We start from the raw sequence: 16722 nt of genomic DNA on the forward strand, positions 1-16722 counted from the left end.
CGCCGGCCGCTCCCAGGACCCGAGCGCACACGAAAGGAATTGGACAGGGGGCGCTGGCCAGGCACTTTCGACCGCAAGGGGTGCGACACACATGACCACCACCGACCTACCCACATCCGTTCCCTTCAAGGAGGTGACGGACCGCAACGGGCGCCTGTTCCGGATCGGTGAGACCGACCGGGACATCATGGGGCGGCCCCGCTGGACCATGGTGCTCTTCCCCTGGTTGGGCATGATGGGCATCAGTTCCTCGGAGTACGCGTTCACCTCCGCCGAGGACACCCTGCACGAGGCCCACTTGTGGAGCAGTGGGCACATCTTCTGGCTGATGGGTGTCTGGATCTTCTTCCAGGCGGCCGTCGCCTTCCCCGCAGGACAGCTGCGGGAGAGCGGCAAGCTGCCCGCGCGGTACGCCATGATGCTCGGCGCGCTCGGCACGATCCTGGGCTACATATCGCTCGCGTACGCGCCACATGTCATCGTCGCGTACATAGGTTTCGGCATGTTCAGCGGCATCGGGGCCGGCCTCGTCTACGCGACCTGCGTGAACATGGTCGGCAAGTGGTACCCGGAGCGCAAGGGCGGCAAGACCGGCATGGTCAACGGCGGTTTCGCCTATGGGTCGGTGCCCTTCGTGTTCCTGTTCACCTCGTACATGGACCTGAGCAACTACAAGCCGGTCCTTGTGATGGTCGGCGTGATCTGCTGCACCGTGGTCGCCTTCGCGGGCTGGTTCTTCAAGGACCCGCCGAAGGGCTGGTGGCCGTCACATGTGGACCCGCTGAAGGTGCCGGACGACCCGAAGATCCGACGGGCGCTGGAGAAGAACCCGCCGGCCGTGAAGCAGTACACCCCCAGGGAGGCCGCCCGGACTCCCGTGCTGTGGATGATGTGGTTCTGCCTGCTGTGCACCGCGGGTATCAACATCTTCGGTATCGCCTTCCAGGTGCCGTTCGGCAAGGACATGGGCTTCGCGGGCGGGATCGTGGCCACCGCGATGTCACTCAAGGCCATCGTCAACGGCACCGGGCGTGGTGTGATCGGCTGGATCTCGGACAAGTACGGACGGCGCAACACGCTGATCATCGTCTGCATCGTGCTGGGCACCGCGCAGTTCGGGGTGCTCGTCTCCGGGTCGATGGGCAGTATGCCGTTCTTCCTGTTCTGCTCCATGGTCTCCGGATTCGGCGGCGGTGCGATCTTCCCGCTGTTCGCCGCCATGACCGCCGACTACTTCGGTGAGAACAACAACGCCACCAACTACGGCATGGTCTACAGCTCGAAACTGATCTCGGGCCTGGTCGGCTCCGGTATGGGAGCCGTCGTCGTCGCGGCCTGGGACTACGAGGGCGCCTTCGTGATCGCCGGCTGCATCGGGCTCGCGTCGGCCGTCCTGGCGCTGTTCCTCAAGGCACCGGGCCGCCCCAAAGCTCAGCGCATCGTCCCCAACCCGCAACCCCTCGGCGAGGAGATGGCGTAGTTGACTTCTCCCCCCTCCTCGCGGAGGGGGGATTCTCACGGCTCACGCTGTGAGGGTTTCTGTTTCATCGCCGACTGCCCGCCCGGAGTTCTCCGTTGAGGTCTTACACCAGCTCCCCAGACCGTCACCGCCAGCCCGGCGGCCAAAAGATTCTGCGCCGCGTTCACGTCCCGGTCATGGAACGCCCCGCAGGCGCACGTCCAGGTACGGACGCTGAGCGGCATCTTGTCAGCCAAGGCGCCGCAGGTGGAGCACAGCTTGGATGAAGGGAACCAGCGGTCCACGACCACGAGGTTCCTTCCGTACCAGGCGCATTTGTACTCCAGCATGCTCCGCAGTTCCCGCCATGCCGCGTCGGAGATGGCGCGGGCGAGGCTGCGGTTTTTGACCATGTTGCGGACGGTGAGGTCCTCGATCACGAGCGTTTGGTTCTCACGCACGAGACGCGTGGTCAGCTTGTGAAGACCGTCACGGCGACGGTCGGCGATACGGGCATGGATCTTCGCGACCTTGCGCCGGGCCTTCGCCCGGTTGGCGCCGTTCCCTTTGGCCTTGCGGGACAGTGCCCGTTGGGCTACGGCCAGGCGTGCGCGGTCGCGGCGCTCATGCCTCGGGTTGGCGATCTTCTCCCCGGTGGAGAGGGTCACCAGGTGATCGAGGCCCGCATCCATGCCGACCGCCGTATCGGTGGCGGGCAGCGGCACGACAGCGGGGTCCTCGCACAGCATCGAGACGAACCAGCGGCCGGCCGCGTCCTGCGACACAGTCACCGTCGACGGCCGCGCCCCCTCCGACAACGGCCGGGACCACACGATCGCCAGCGGCTCGGCCATCTTCGCCAGCGTTAGCCTGCCGTCGGCGAAGCGGAAGGCACTGGTGGTGTACTCCGCCGACCTCCGAGACTTTTTAAGGGACTTGAAGCGCGGGTACTTCGACCGCTTGCCGAAGAAGTTCGCGAAGGCGACCTGCAAGTGCCGCAAAGCCTGCTGGAGTGGCACCGAGGACACCTCGTTCAGGTAGGCGAGTTCCTCAGTTTTCTTCCACGCGGTCAGCATCGCGGACGAGGCGTTGTAGTTGACCCGCTCCTGACGCGCCCACGCCGCAGTGCGGGCGGCGAGGGCCAAATTGTAGACCTTCCGCACGCACCCGAAGGTGCGTGACAGCTCCGCTGCCTGCGCATCGGTCGGGTAGAAGCGGTACTTGAACGCCCGCTTCACAAGAATGGCCACGTCTCACAAACTACCATCCCAACTAGTGACCGGGACGTCTCCGCGACCGTCTGAGCTGTGGTGACGGCCGTGCGGCCTCCCGGAGTGCTCCGGGAGGCCGCACGGCTTTGTCTGTCGCTACCGGATGGTTCAGCAGTCGCGGTCGCGCAGAGCGGCCATGTTGTCGTAGCCGATCTTCGCGTAGTCGAGCGACTGCGACGGGACGGTGGAGCTGGGCGCGTTGTCCTGCTCGACCATCGGGTTGTGGTAGTTCTTCTGGCCCACGCGGGAGAAGAACTTCGTGTAGTCGATGTCACCGGTGCCGAACGGCACCATGTCGTAGCCCATGCCGTTGGTGGCGTTGACCGTGCCGTCCTTGGCGTGGAACAGCGGGTAGCGCTTGTTGTTGCGGGAGACGAGCTTCGCCGGGTCGAAGACGTTCTCGCGCTGCGAGCCGTCGTGGGCGGTGTAGGTGTGGAACTTGTACTGGGCGACGTGTGCCCAGAAGATGTCCATCTCCAGCCACACGTTCTTCGGGTCGGTGCCGTTCAGGAAGTACTCCAGCTTGCGGATGCCGGAGCTGCGGGTCGGGCGGCCCTGCGCGTCCAGCGGGCCACCGTCGAGCAGGAAGCCGTACGCCGCGTCGTGGTTGTGCGTGTACAGCTTGATGCCCTCACGGCGGGCGATGGCACCGAGCGCGTTCCACTTGTCGGCCGCGACGTCCCAGTCCGCGCGGTACGAGCTGCCGGTGGGGTCGCCACCGGTGCCCATGTGGTCCATGCCGAGGATGTTGGCTATTTCCAGGTGCCGCTTGAAGGTGTCCAGATCGGGCGTGCTCAGCGGCCAGGAGCCGGGGATGAAGCCGTGGTTGCCCTGGGCGCGCAGCCCGTACTCGTCGAGCCAGGAGCGCAGCAGCTTGGCGCCCGCGACGGACTCAAGGTTGTTGCCGCCGGGGGCGTTGGCGTGCTGCCCGTAGCCGGCGAACTCGACCTGCTTGTAGCCGTAGCGGGCGAGTTGCTTGAAGACCTCGCGGAAACCGGAGGGCAGGTCGCTGGCGAGCGGGTCGCGGCCCGTGGCGTCCCGCACGGTGTAGAGGATGATGCCGCGCCTGCCCGCGGGGACCAGGTCATGGCCCTTGCCGTTGCCCTTCCCCGTCTCGGCGCTGTCGTTGCCCTTGCCCGAGGCGAAGGCGGGTGAGGCGCCGAGGACCGGCGCGGCGATGGCCGCCGCGCCCACGGCGGTACAGGTACTCAGGAAGCGTCGGCGGTCGACGCCCAGGGTGCGGCGCAGGGCGTCGCCACTACCGGATTCATCGTTGAACGCGGTCACGGTCTCTCTCTTTCGACTGGAGGGTTGCCTCGTGCGAGGCCGGCGAGGTGGAGCAGCAGGGACTTCACGTCGGTGGCCGCGACGCGGCCCTCGACAGCGCGGGGGGTGGAGCACAGGATGAGCGGCCCTTCGGCGTCGCTCGTGGGCAGTCGGCCGTGGCTGCCGCGGATCGGCGCGGGGTCGAGGGGGACGACCGCCATGCGGTAGCGCATACCGAGCTTCTTGCGGGCGAGCGCGCCCGCGGCCTTGACCCGGACATAGGGGTCCTGGGGGTCCATGAACAGTTCGACCGGGTCGTAGCCGGGTTTGCGGTGGATCTCGACGAGTTGCGCGAAGTCGGGTGCCTGGGCGTCGTCGAGCCAGTAGTAGTACGTGAACCAGGCGTCGGGTTCCGCGACGGCGACGAGTTCCCCGGCGCGCGGGTGGTCGAGCTGGTGCGCCTTCTTGCCCTCGTCGTCCAGGAGTTGCTCGATCCCGGGGAGGTCGGCCAGGGCGGCGCGGGTGGCGTCCAGGTCCTCGGGGCGGCGGACGTAGACATGGGCGATCTGGTGGTCGGCGACCGCGAAGGCGCGTGACGCCATCGGGTCGAGGTACTCCATGCCGTCCTGGGTGTGCACCTCAAGGAGTCCGGCGCGGCGCAGGGCGCGGTTGATGTCGACGGGCCGGTCGGCGCGGGTGATGCCGTACTCGGACAGGGCGACGACGGTGCGGCCCTCGGCGCGGGCGTCGTCCAGGAGCGGTGCGAGGGCGCGGTCGAGTTCGGCGGCGGCGGAGAAGGCGCGCGGGTCGTCGGGGCCGTAGCGCTGGAGGTCGTAGTCGAGATGCGGGACGTAGCACAGGGCGAGGTCGGGGTGGCGGGTCGCGATGATGTGCCGGGTCGCGTCGATGATCCACTGGCTGGAGACCAGGTCGGCGCCGGGTCCCCAGAAGTGGAAGAGGGGGAACGTGCCCAGTTTCTCGGTGAGTTCGTCGTGCAGGGCCGGGGGCCGGGTGTAGCAGTCGGGTTCCTTGCGGCCGTCGGCGTAGTACACGGGCCGGGGCGTCACCGTCCAGTCGGTGTCGGCGCCCATCGCGTACCACCAGCAGATGTTGGCGACGGTGTAGCCGGGGTGCACGCGGCGGGCGGCGTCCCAGAGTTTGTCGCCGGCGACGAGGCCGTTGTGCTGGCGCCACAGGAGGACGTCGCCGAGTTCGCGGAAGTACCAGCCGTTGCCGACGATGCCGTGTTCGGCGGGTGGCGCGCCGGTGAGGAACGTCGACTGGGCGGCGCAGGTCACGGCGGGCAGGACGGTGCCCAGCGGGGCGCGCGAGCCGCTCTGCCCGAGCGCCTTGAGGCGGGGCATGTGGTCGAGGATCTTCGGGGTGAGGCCGACGACGTCGATCACCAGGAGCGGCTGGGGCCCGCCGGGCTCGGGCGGGGTGTGCGGTGCGGTCATGGCAGTTCCTTCAGGCCGAGGTCCGTCAGGAGGTCGCGGGCCAGGGTGAGTTCGGCGGCGATGCCGTCGGCGAGCTGGGCGCGGGCCCGGGGCCGCAGCTCGGGCGGCAGGGCCTGCCAGGTGTACGTCTCGACCTCCAGATGCTGAGTGAGGGGCCGGGGTCCGCCGACGAGCCGTTGGAGGGTGTCCCCCAGGACCGCCATGGTGGAGGTGAGGGGCGCGGCGGGGGCCGCGTGCAGCGGCACGTGGAAGTGGGCGCGCCAGGGTGAGGCGTCGGGCAGGGCCTCGCCGTTCAGGGCCTCGCCGAGGTCGTCGGTGCCGCGCAGTCCTGCCGCGGTGCGGGTGCGGGTCTGGTGCAGGAAGCGGGGCTCGTCGAACGCGGCCAACGCCTCGCGGACCTCGGGCAGATGGGGCTGTTCGGCGTGCAGCGCGGCGGACAGCTGCGACTTCACGACCGGGATTCCGGCGGCGGCCAGGGCGTCCAGGGCGGTGCCCGGGGACTCGAAGGAGGTGGCGAGGTGACAGGTGTCCACGCAGATGCCGACGCGGTCGTGGCCGACGGCGGTGAGCGGGGCGATGGCGTCGGCGGTGGTCTCCACGACACAGCCCGGCTCCGGCTCCAGACCGATACGGATGGAGCGGCCCGTCAACTCGGCCAGCGCGTCCAGGCGTTCACCCAGGGTGCGGAGCGCGGCGATGGCGGCGTCGGGGCGTGGCGCGTCGTAGGCGGTGCGCCAGGCCAGGGGCAGCGTCGACACGGTGCCTTCGGCGACGTCGTCGGGAAGGAGCTGGGCGAGCAGCCGGGCCAGGTCGGTGGTGTGGGCGAGGCGCTCGGGGTCGGCCCAATCGGGCTTGTATACCCGGTACTTGACCTCTTCGGCGCCGAATCCCTCGTACGGGAAGCCGTTGAGGGTGACCACTTCGAGGCCGCGCCGGTCGAGTTCGGAGCGCAGGCCGCGCAGCGCGACGGGGTCGCTGCTGAGGGCGCGGGCGGCGTCCTTGGCGAGCCACAGGCCGATGCCGAGACGGTCGCGGCCGAGGCGCTTGCGGACGGGTTCGCAGTGGTCGCGCAGTTGTGCCAGGACACCGTCCAGGGTTTCGGCCGGGTGGACGTTGGTGCAGTACGCGAGGTGGACGGTGGAGCCGTCCGGGTGCCGGAAGCGCATGGCTCACGCACCGCCACGGAGGATGGAATTGCCCTCATGGGTGGTGTCGGTGTCCGTCACATCGAGGGCGAGCCGGCCGCTGAGTCCGTAGAAGGCGACCGGGTTGCGCCACAGCACCAGGTCCACGTCGTCGTCGCTGAAGCCCGCCTTCAGCAGGGCGTCGCCGACCTTACGGGTCTTCAGCGGGTCGCTCTTGCCCCAGTCGGCGGCCGAGTTGACGAGGACCTTCTCGGTTCCGTACTCCTCGATGATCGCGACCATGCGGTCCTCGTCCATCTTGGTGTCCGGGTAGACCGAGAAGCCGAGCCAGCAGCCGCCGTCCTTGGCCGCCCTGACGGTGGTCTCGTTGAGGTGGTCGATCAGGACCCGGTCGGCGGGCAGCGCCGATTCGGCGACGACATCGAGGGTGCGGCGCAGTCCGGCGAGCTTGTCGCGGTGCGGGGTGTGCACCAGGGCGGGCAGCTCGTGGTCGGCGGCGAGCTGCAACTGGGCGGCGAGCGCGGTGTCCTCGGCGGGGGTCATCGAGTCGTAGCCGATCTCGCCGACCGCGACGACGTTGTCCTTGACGAGATAGCGGGGCAGTTCGTCCAGGACGGGCAGACAGCGCGGGTCGTTCGCCTCCTTGGGGTTGAGGGCGAGCGTGCAGTGGTGCGCGATGCCGTACTGGGCGGCGCGGTAGGGCTCCCAGCCGAGCAGAGAGTCGAAGTAGTCGAGGAACGAGGCCGGTGAGGTGCGGGGCTGGCCGAGCCAGAACGCGGGTTCCACGACGGCCCGTACACCTGCCGCGTACATGGCCTGGTAGTCGTCGGTGGTCCGTGACGTCATATGGATGTGGGGGTCGAAGATGCGCATCAGGACTCCTCGCCGTGCCGTGCGGTGGCCGTGGGGGTGACGACCGTGGGGGTGGGGGCGGTCAGGGTCAGGACGTGGTGCAGGTCGTCGGGTACGGGACGGCCCGCGGCGGTGCGTTCGCTCGCGTAGTCGCGGAGCATCCGGGCGAGTTCGGCGTCGCCCTGGGCGCGGCGCGCGAGGTCCGCGACGGCGGCGACCGGTACGCCGGTGAACAGGCACTTGAGGACGGCGTGCCGCCAGGCGTGCGGGTCGAGGTGGGCGGCGCCGTAGGGTCCGACGGCGGCGGCGACCAGGCGGGTGTCGTTGGTGCGCAGGGCGTCCTCGACCAGCGGCAGCGCGTCGGGTCCGGTGGCGAGGTCGGGCAGGGCGAGCAGGACGGCGCGGCGTTCGGCGGCGGTGCCCTGGTCGTAGAGGCGGGCCAGCGTGTGCGTGTCGGCGTGCGCGGTGTGCAGCAGCAACACACGGGCGGCGTCGGCGTGTTCGGGGCCGCAGCGGCGGCCGGCCTCGGCGAAGCGGAGTTCCCAGGAGGCGTCGGCGGCGGTGGCCGCCTGGGTGGCGCGGTCCAGCCAGGCACGCGCGGGGTCCGGGAGTGCGGCGCCGAGCTGGTCGCGGAGGACCGCGGCCCGGGATGCGGTCACGGGGTACCTCCTGGAACGGGAAGGCGTACGGCCGCCTGGGGGGCCGCCGCGCGCAGGAAGGCGAGGGAGCGTTCGGCGAAGTCGGGTCCCGCGTGGGAGTGGCGGGGCAGCTCGACCACGGTCAGCCCCTGGTAGCCGGTGGCCGCGAGGGCGTCGAGCACGGGCGGGAAGTCGATCTCGCCGTCGCCGAACGGGAGATGCTCATGAACGCCGGGCCGCATGTCCTCGATCTGGACGTGCCGCAGCCAGGGCGCGGCGGCCCGTACGCAGTCGGCGGGCGGCTCCGGCTCGACGACCAGGCAGTGGCCGATGTCGAGTGTGAGGCCGAGGGATTCCGGGCTACCGAGGGCGCTGCGCAGCCGGTGGAAGTCGGCGAGCGTGGCGAGGAGATGGCCCGGTTCGGGCTCGACGGCGAGCGGGACGCCGTCGCGTGCGGCGAGGTCGGCGAGCGGGCCGAGCGTGTCGGCGAGCCGCTGCCAGGCGGTGTCCGGGTCCGTACCGTCCGGGGTGATCCCGCTGAAGCAGTGCACGGCGTGGGCGCCGAGGTCGGCGGCGACCTGGACGGCACGGGTGAGCAACCCGGTGCGCAGCGCCCGGCGTTCCGGGTCGGGGTCGAGCAGCGAGGGACCGTGTTTGTGCCGGGGGTCGAGCACATAGCGCGCGCCGGTCTCGACGGTGACCGCGAGTCCGAGCGCGTCGAGCCGCCGGGCGATGTGCCGGGTACGGGTGGCGAGGTCGGGGGCGAGCGGGTCGAGATGCATGTGATCGAGCGTCAGTCCGACCCCGTCGTACCCGAGATCGGCCAGCATCCCGAGGGCGTCGTCGAGCCGCAGATCGGTGAGCCCGTTGGTGCCGTACCCGAAGCGGATGCGCTGGATCATGTGCTGCTCACCGCCTTCGCGAAGGTGCGGGGCGCCGGGGGCGGCGCGGATCTCAGGGGCGGTCGTCTCAGGGCCCCGTACGGCCGTGCCGATGAGACGGGCGACGAACATCCGGGCGACCGGTGGTCGGTGGGGGTCATGTGATGCTCACCCGCTTCGCGAAGGTGCGGGCCGCCGGGGCGAGTGCCGCTGTGGCCAGGGCTGTCGCCGGGGAGCCGGCGCGGGCCGCGAGGGCTGCCTGGAGGGGGATCATGGCGCGGATCCCGCCGCCGACGGCGCGTTGGGTGAGCGGGGGTGAGGGGTTCAGGACGGCGTGCCACAGGGGGCGGGCGGCCGTCGCGAAGTAGACGAGGGCGAGTGCGGCGCGCAGCGGGTCGGGGGCGGGCGTGGGACCCGGCAGGCCGGGCGCGGGGACAGGGGTGGAGTCCGGCCTGCCGGGAGCGGGTGCGGGGGTGGAGCCCGGCAGGCCGAGAGCGGCTGCTACTCGTCGGCCTGCCGGGAGTCGGGTGGTGGCGCCACCGGCCCGGAAGCCGGCCGTGTGCGCCAGGGCGGCGGTCGCCGCGAGCGCCGCGAGGGGGACGGCGGAGGAGCCGCCGTCGGCCTCGTGGCGGGACACGGCGGTGACCGCGAGGGTGTGGGCGCCGAGCAGCGCGGCGGACGGCGCGACGTCCCGGGCCCGTCCGCCGGTCGCGGCGGCGCCGAGCGCCAGGTCGAGGCCGCGGGCCGCCGCCATTGCGACGGGCCCCGCGGGCGTGTGCTTCAGCCCGAGGTCGTACGCCCACACGGTGGCCGCCAGGGCTCCGGCGACGGCGAGGGCCGGGCGCCCGGCGCGGGCGGCGAGCGCGAGTCCGGCCGCGGTCAGGGCGCCGGCCGCCGCGAGGGCCGCGGCGGGCCGGATCCGGCCGGAGGGCAGGGGGCGGTGCGGGCGTTCCACTGCGTCCTCGGCGCGGTCGGCCCAGTCGTTGAGCGCCATCCCGGCCTCGTACAGGCACAGCGAGGCGCCGATGGCGTACAGGGTGCGGCGGCCGGGGCGCCGTCCGGTGGTCGCGACTCCGGCAAGCGCGTCGCCGGGGACGGTGAACAGGGCGGGCAGGCGCAGGAGTTCGACCCAGTCGGCAGGGCGGCCGAGACCGGAAGCGGAGGCGGATACGGAGGCTCCGGTACCAGGTCGGGGGGCCGCCGGTTCCTGTTCCTGGACGAGGGCGTCCACGGGCCGGGGCGACGGCGCCGGGGTGACCCCGTCCTCGGCGGGCGCGTCACGGCGGGGCCGTGCGCGTCCCGCGACCCCCGCCGTCATCGCCACGGCGACGGCGACCGCGCCGCCGAGCAGCACGACCCCCACGGCCCCGAGTCCACCGCGGCTCATATGCCGCTCCCGAGCCGCTGCCCGAACCGCACCAGGGCGCCGTACTGTTCGGCGAGCGCCGAGGTCGACCCGGGGTCCGGGTCCTTGAAGTAGAAGCCGAGTTCGGGGCGCGGTCCGCGCAGCCCGGCCTCGTGGGCGCGGGCGAGGAGCCGGGCGAGGTCGAGGACCAGGGGTGCGGCGAGTGCCGAGTCGCAGCCCTGCCAGGTGGTCTGGAGGGTCATCCGGGAGCCGAGGAACCCGTCGAAGGCGATGTGGTCCCAGGCGGTCTTCCAGTCACCGAGCGCGGGCACGTCGTCGATGTGCGTCTCGCCCTGGGGGACCGTGCCGAGCGTGTCGGCGAGGGCACGTTCCTTGCCGGCGTTCTTCGCGGCGGCGGCAGCGGGGTCGGCGAGCGCGGCGCCGTCGCCGCCGCCGAGGAGGTTGGTGCCGGACCAGGCGAGGACCCGCAGCGCGCGCTGCGCGAACATCGGCCCGAGCACGGACCGCAGCAGGGTCTGCCCGGTCTTGCCGTCGCGTCCCGCGTAGGGCAGGTCACTGGCGTGGGCCTCGTCGGTGAGTGCCGGGTGGTGCAGTCCGGCCGACGGGGTGAAGTTGACGTAGGGGCAGCCCGCGCGCAGGGCCGCCGCCGCGTAGAGAGAGCTGGCGGGCAGCGCGGATCCCTCGGGTACGGGTTCGGTCGACGCGACGTTGAGGACGACCGCGCGGGCCAGTCGGCCGCGTCGGACGAAGTCGCGGATGTCGCCCGCGAACGTCTCGATCAGTTCGTCCTCGGTGCGGGTGTCGCCGGGCAGTGGGCCGCCGGTTCTGATCTCGTGGTCGGCGGCGGCGAGTTCGGCGCGTACGGCGGACGGCAGTCCGTGCGGCAGCACACCGGACGCGGCGAGTGTCTCGGCGCGCTTGGGCAGCGGGCAGTCGACGGTGTCGTGGCCGCCGAAGACCAGTGAGGACAGCGGTGGCAGGGCGCTCCCGGCGAAGGGGTCGGTCTCCGTGACCATGCCGGTCGGGGGGTGCAGTCCGGCGGTGACGGCCGCGCATCCGGCGACCGCGGTGGTGGCGACGGAGCCCCGTGCGCCGATCAGCCAGACACCGATACGGGGAAGGGAAGCGGAAGGTTCGGCGGACATGGGCAGCCTCCTTGTCGTACGCGAACCGGAAGCCGGACGGGGATGCCGGGCACCGCCGTGGCGCGGGCGGGCGCCCGCGCGCGGGGGTGCCGGGACAAGCGGCCCGGCGGGGGGTGCCCGGCACCGGTGTCCGAGGGGAGCACCGGACACCGATGCCCGGGACGTGCGTGGTGCGGGTGCCGGAAGGGGAGGGGGGACGGCGGGCGGGAGTCCGGCGTCCCCCGCCCGCCGCCGTTCTAGTCGCCCTTCACGGGCAGTTCCTTGAGCTGGATGTCGCGGAACGACACATGGTCGTTCGCTCCGTGGTTCTGGAGCCCGATGTAGCCGTTGGCCAGGCTCCGCTCCGGGTCCTTGTTGGTGAAGTCGTTGATCTTGACTCCGTTGAGGAACACCTGGAGGCGTTCGCCCTGGACGCGGATCTCGTAGCTGTTCCACTGGCCCGGCGGGCGCAGCGCTCGGTCACGTGCCTGGATGTCGGCCGACTTGAAGGAGTACACGGATCCGGTGGTCCGGTCCGGCGCGTCGGTCGCGTCGATCTGGATCTCGTAGCCCTTGTTCACCGCCGACCAGGGGTCGTCCGATGCGGGGAAGCCCACGAAGACGCCGGAGTTGTCGTCGCCCTGCATCTTCCAGTCCAGCTTCAGGGAGTACGACTTGAACTCCTTGGCCTGGTACCAGAGCAGACCCATGCCGCCCTCGGTGTTCAGCACCCCGTCCTGGACGGTGAACTTGCCGGGGCCCGCCTGCTTCCAGCCGTCGAGCGTGTGGCCGTTGAAGAGGTCCCGGTAGCCGGTGCGGGGCTTGCAGTCGGCCTTCTCCTGGCCGGTGACGTACTTCAGCCCGCCGAGCAGGTGTCCGCGGAAGGCGGCCTCGTCGTACGACTCCTTGGTGTGGCCGAGTCCGGTGTAGAAGGAGCGTCCGCCTCCGTAGGACTGGCACCAGGAGATCGGGTGGTCGCCCTTCATCGAGCCGCCCTGGTAGGTGGTCTCGTCGAGGGTGGCCAGGATCCGGGCGTTGTCACGCGGGTTGGTGCGGTAGTTGTACCACTCGTCGGTGCGCTCCCACGCGTCGCTGAGGCCCTTGGTGGCCGGGTGGTCGTGCTCGGGTACCCGGACGGTGGCCTTCTGGATCTGCGGGTGCGAGTCGAAGTACGCGCCGACCAGCTTGCCGTAGTAGGGCCAGTCGTACTCGGTGTCGGCCGCCGCGTGGACGCCCATGTAGCCGCCGCCGGAGCCGATGTAGTTCTCGAACGCCTTCTGCTGATCGGCGTTGAGCACGTCACCGGTGGTGGACAGGAACACCACACCGTCGTACCGGGCGAGGTTGCTGGACGTGAACTGCTTGGCCTCCTCGGTGACGTCGACCGTGATGTCGTTGTCCTTGCCGATGTCCGTCAGCGCCTTGACGCCGGCCGGGATGGCGTCGTGGCGGAATCCGGCGGTCTTGGAGAAGACCAGGATCCGCTTGGCGTTCTTGACCGGCGCCTGGTCGGAGATCTCGAAGTCGTCGAGGTCGTAGAGCGCTCCGGCGCCGCCCTTGAAGACCAGGTACAGCTCGGTGGTCTTCTTGGGGACGTTGCGCAGCGGTACGTCGACGTTCTGGAAGGTCTCCCAACTACCGGTCACCGGGACCGGCGTGGAGCCGAGCAGGGTGCCCTTCGGGCCGCCGGCCCGGACCTCCAGATAGCCGCCCGCGCCGCCGGAGGAGATCCGGGCCGTGAGCTTCTTGGAGCCGGTGAGGTTGTACGGCTCGAAGGAGATCCAGTCGCCGTCGTCGATGTCACCGACGGTCTTGCCGCCGTTCGCCGCGGCCTTGTCGTAGGTCTTGATGCCCTGCTGGCCCGTGAAGTGCTCGGCCTGCCGGTGGCGCGGCTGGAGCTGCACCTGGGCGTGGCTGGTCAGCTTCTCCTGGCCGCCGCCGCCGTTGTCGGTGTACTCCGCGTCGAGTACGCCGAAGATATTGGCGTTGGGGTCGTGCTCGGTGTCGGCCGGTGCGGTGATGGTGCCTTCGCAGCCGGTCGCCGAGGTGATCGGGTGGCCGTGGCTGTCATGGCCGAGGATGTAGCGGACGGTGACCTTGGAGCAGTCGATCTTTCCGTCCTCGGGGTCGGTGACCTTCACCTTGAACGGGATCTTGTCGCCGAAGTTGAAGAGGTGCCCGTTGGCCGGGGACTCCAGGGTGACGGTGGGCGCGGTGTTGCCTACCACCACCCGCACACTGGCACGGCCGGTGCGTCCGGTGCCGTCGTCGACGGTGACCTTGGCGGAGTAGGTGCCGTTCTTGCGGTAGGTGTGCTGGGCGTTCTCGCCGGTGGCGGTGGTTCCGTCGCCGAAGTCCCAGGCGTAGGTGAGGGGATCACCGTCGGCGTCCGCTCCGGTCGAGGTGAAGGAGACCTTCAGCGGGGACTGGCCCGAGGTCTTGTTGGCCTTGGCCTCGACGGTGGGCGCGTGTCCGTCGGTGACGTTGTCGATGCGGTACAGCGCCGAGTGCTCGTCACCGCCGAACCAGGAGATGCCGTAGTCCAGGACGTAGAGGGCGCCGTCCGGGCCGAAGGCCATGTCCATCACCTGGGTCCCGGACCACGGGAACGGGTTGATGGACTGCACGGTGCCGTTGCCGTCCTGCTCGATCCGCTTGATCCAGCGGCGGCCGAACTCGCCGGCGAAGTAGTCGCCGTCGTACGCCTCGGGGAACTTCACCGGGGAGTCGAGGTTCGGGTCGTAGCGGTAGACCGGGCCGCCCATCGGGGACTCGGAGCCGGAGCCGAACTCCGGGACGGAACCGCCGTCGTAGGGGATCCACGCCTCCTGCGCGGGCGGCAGATCGGTGAGTCCGGTGTTGTTCGGCGAGGTGTTCTTCGGCGCCGCGCAGTCGAAGGTGGCGCCGGACTGCTTGGTGCCGAAGTCGTAGTCGACGTACGGCTCGTTCTTGCCGACGCAGTACGGCCAGCCGAAGTTGCCGGCCTCGGTGACCCGGGCGAACTCGACCATGCCGGAGGGGCCGCGCTTGGGGTCGGCGGCGCCCGCGTCGGGTCCGTAGTCGCCGACGTAGACGATGCCGGTGGGCTTGTCGACGCTGATCCGGAACGGGTTGCGGAAGCCCATCGCGTAGATCTCGGGGCGCGTCTTGTCGGTGCCGGGGGCGAAGAGGTTGCCCTCGGGGATGTCGTACGAGCCGTCCGGCTTGACCTTGATGCGCAGGATCTTGCCGCGCAGGTCGTTGGTGTTGCCGGAGCTGCGCTGCGCGTCGAACGCCGGGTTGCGGCCCGCCCGCTCGTCGATCGGCGTGTAGCCGTCCGACGCGAACGGGTTGGTGTCGTCGCCGGTCGACAGGTAGAGGTTGCCGTCCTTGTCGAAGTCGATGTCGCCGCCGACGTGGCAGCAGAGGCCACGGGTCGCCTTGACTTCGAGGACGTTCTTCTCGCTGGCCGCGTCGAGGGTGCCGTCGGCCTTCAGGACGAAGCGGGAGAGCCGGTTGACGCCGTCGAAGGGGGCGAAGTCGGCGGCGGTGCCGTTCTCGGGGGCGTCGCCGGCCGGGGTGTTCAGCGGCGGCGCGTAGTACAGGTAGATGAATCGGTTCGTCTCGAAGCCGGGGTCGACGCCGACGCCTTGAAGGCCCTCTTCGTCGTGGCTGTAGACGTTCAGCTTGCCGGCGACCTCGGTGTTGCCGTCGGAGTCGGTCAGGCGGAGTGTTCCGTCGCGCGAGGTGTGCAGCACGCTGCGGTCGGGAAGCACGGCGAGCGACATGGGCTCGCCGGTCTCCTCCTCGCCCTTGGCGAGTGTGACCTGCTGGAAGTCCTCGGCCGCCGCGGCCGGGGGCTGGGCCGGTTCCGGGTCGTGGGCGGAGGCCGGCGGCGCGGCCAGCGCGAGTGAGGCGCCTGCGAGAAGTGAGCCGGTGAAGAGTGCGAGTGTCTTTCGCAGTCTCAGACGTTTTCTGTGCACGAATTCCCTCCGGGAGGGGTGGGCCGTACGGGCGGGTGCGATACGCCGGGGTGCGCCGTCACCCCGGAACCGTGCGTGTCCTGTACAACTCAGGGACCGTAGCTGTCTTTGTCAGGGCCGGATAGCCCTTGCGCAGCAGAGAAGTTGAACTTTTTCCAGCCGCAGGACAAAGCAGTCCCCGGGCAGGCGGGATCCCCCGGTGGCGTACAGCGCACCGGGCGGCCCTGCCTGGTCATGGAGTTGGTTCCCGCCGCGGCGGCGAATCCACCGCGGCGGGACATACGCCGGAACGGCTAGTCGTTACCGCCGAACGCGGCGTCGAAGGAGGCCGTCGGGGGTTCGAAGTCGAATGCCTTGAGGCGGGCCAGGGCCTCCGGTGCGCCCTGGAGGCGGTCCATGCCGGCGTCCTCCCACTCGACGGAGATCGGACCGCCGTAGTCGATGGAGCGGAGCATCCGGAACACGTCCTCCCACGGCACGTCGCCGTGCCCCGCGGACACGAAGTCCCAGCCGCGCCGGGGATCGCCCCACGGCAGATGGGAGCCGAGGCGCCCGTTGCGGCCGTCGAGGCGCTTACGGGCCTCCTTGCAGTCCACGTGGTAGATGCGGTCCCGGAAGTCCCAGAGGAACCCGACCGGGTCGAGGTCCTGCCACACGAAGTGGCTGGGGTCGAAGTTCAGCCCGAACGCGGGCCGGTGGTCCACGGCTTCCAGGGCGCGGTGCGTGGTCCAGTAGTCGTACGCGATCTCGCTGGGGTGCACCTCGTGCGCGAAGCGGACCCCCTCGGCGTCGAAGACGTCCAGGATCGGGTTCCAGCGCTCCGCGAAGTCCTCGTATCCCCGGTCGATCATGCCGGGCGGCACCGGCGGGAACATCGCGACGAGGTGCCAGATGGAGGAGCCGGTGAAGCCGATGACGGTGTCGACGCCGAACGCGGCGGCGGCACGGGCGGTGTCCTTGATCTCGGCGGCGGCCCGCTGCCGTACGCCTTCGGGCTCGCCGTCGCCCCAGATACGGGACGGCAGGATGCCCTGGTGGCGCTCGTCGATCGGGCTGTCGCAGACGGCCTGACCGACCAGGTGGTTGGAGATCGCCCAGCACTTGAGGCCGTACTTGTCGAGCAGGGCGTGGCGCGAGTCCAGATAGGACGGGTCGCTCAGCGCCTTGTCGACCTCGAAGTGGTCGCCCCAGCAGGCGAGTTCCAGACCGTCGTAGCCGAAGTCGCGGGCGCGCCGGCAGACCTCCTCCAGGGGGAGATCGGCCCACTGACCGGTGAAGAGCGTGAACGAGCGTGGCATGAC

Annotated in this window: 12 protein-coding genes; 1 reads left to right on the forward strand and 11 read right to left on the reverse strand. The window is 70.5% G+C overall.

All coding sequences use genetic code 11. The features are described 5' to 3' along the window. The first annotated feature begins 91 nt into the window (after window positions 1-91). Window positions 92-1480: an OFA family MFS transporter gene (locus ACFVT5_RS21610; protein WP_389890133.1), complete on the forward strand. Its 1389-nt coding sequence runs from the start codon at window positions 92-94 to the stop codon at window positions 1478-1480. A 35-nt stretch (window positions 1481-1515) separates the two neighbouring features. Here ACFVT5_RS21610 and ACFVT5_RS21615 read toward each other — a convergent pair whose 3' ends face one another. The 11 genes from ACFVT5_RS21615 to ACFVT5_RS21665 form a co-directional block, all read right to left on the reverse strand. Further along, window positions 1516-2697 (reverse strand): RNA-guided endonuclease InsQ/TnpB family protein, encoded by a 1182-nt coding sequence (locus tag ACFVT5_RS21615; protein ID WP_389890136.1) that lies wholly within the window; start codon window positions 2695-2697, stop codon window positions 1516-1518. Between the two features lie 141 nt (window positions 2698-2838). After that, window positions 2839-4017, reverse strand: a complete 1179-nt coding sequence (locus ACFVT5_RS21620) for a sugar phosphate isomerase/epimerase family protein (protein ID WP_389890139.1) — start codon at window positions 4015-4017, stop codon at window positions 2839-2841. Then, entirely contained in the window at window positions 4014-5453 is a 1440-nt protein-coding gene (locus tag ACFVT5_RS21625) for an alkaline phosphatase family protein (protein WP_389890142.1), read from the reverse strand. The genes ACFVT5_RS21620 and ACFVT5_RS21625 overlap by 4 nt, the downstream gene beginning before the upstream one ends. Then, window positions 5450-6619, reverse strand: a complete 1170-nt coding sequence (gene eboE, locus ACFVT5_RS21630; RefSeq protein WP_389890145.1) for a metabolite traffic protein EboE — start codon at window positions 6617-6619, stop codon at window positions 5450-5452. The genes ACFVT5_RS21625 and eboE overlap by 4 nt, the downstream gene beginning before the upstream one ends. Before the next feature lie 3 nt (window positions 6620-6622). Further along, the gene (locus tag ACFVT5_RS21635; protein ID WP_389890148.1) at window positions 6623-7471 is read right to left on the reverse strand and encodes a TatD family hydrolase; all 849 of its coding nucleotides are present in this window, start codon (window positions 7469-7471) and stop codon (window positions 6623-6625) included. Next, entirely contained in the window at window positions 7471-8109 is a 639-nt protein-coding gene (locus ACFVT5_RS21640; RefSeq protein ID WP_389890151.1) for an EboA domain-containing protein, read from the reverse strand. The genes ACFVT5_RS21635 and ACFVT5_RS21640 overlap by 1 nt, the downstream gene beginning before the upstream one ends. Beyond that, window positions 8106-8990 (reverse strand): sugar phosphate isomerase/epimerase family protein, encoded by an 885-nt coding sequence (locus tag ACFVT5_RS21645; RefSeq protein ID WP_389890731.1) that lies wholly within the window; start codon window positions 8988-8990, stop codon window positions 8106-8108. Before ACFVT5_RS21645 ends, ACFVT5_RS21640 begins: the two co-directional genes overlap by 4 nt. A 136-nt stretch (window positions 8991-9126) precedes the next feature. Continuing rightward, window positions 9127-10356, reverse strand: a complete 1230-nt coding sequence (locus tag ACFVT5_RS21650) for an SCO3242 family prenyltransferase (protein WP_389890153.1) — start codon at window positions 10354-10356, stop codon at window positions 9127-9129. Beyond that, window positions 10353-11480 (reverse strand): inositol-3-phosphate synthase, encoded by a 1128-nt coding sequence (locus tag ACFVT5_RS21655; RefSeq protein WP_389890156.1) that lies wholly within the window; start codon window positions 11478-11480, stop codon window positions 10353-10355. Before ACFVT5_RS21655 ends, ACFVT5_RS21650 begins: the two co-directional genes overlap by 4 nt. Before the next feature lie 236 nt (window positions 11481-11716). After that, entirely contained in the window at window positions 11717-15421 is a 3705-nt protein-coding gene (locus ACFVT5_RS21660; RefSeq protein WP_389890159.1) for a ThuA domain-containing protein, read from the reverse strand. A gap of 293 nt (window positions 15422-15714) precedes the next feature. Further along, window positions 15715-16719, reverse strand: coding sequence for a sugar phosphate isomerase/epimerase family protein (locus ACFVT5_RS21665; protein ID WP_389890162.1), 1005 nt, complete (start codon window positions 16717-16719; stop codon window positions 15715-15717). Window positions 16720-16722: the final 3 nt, after the last annotated feature.

The organism is Streptomyces sp. NPDC058001, assembly GCF_042886315.1.
Taxonomy (GTDB): Bacteria; Actinomycetota; Actinomycetes; order Streptomycetales; family Streptomycetaceae; genus Streptomyces.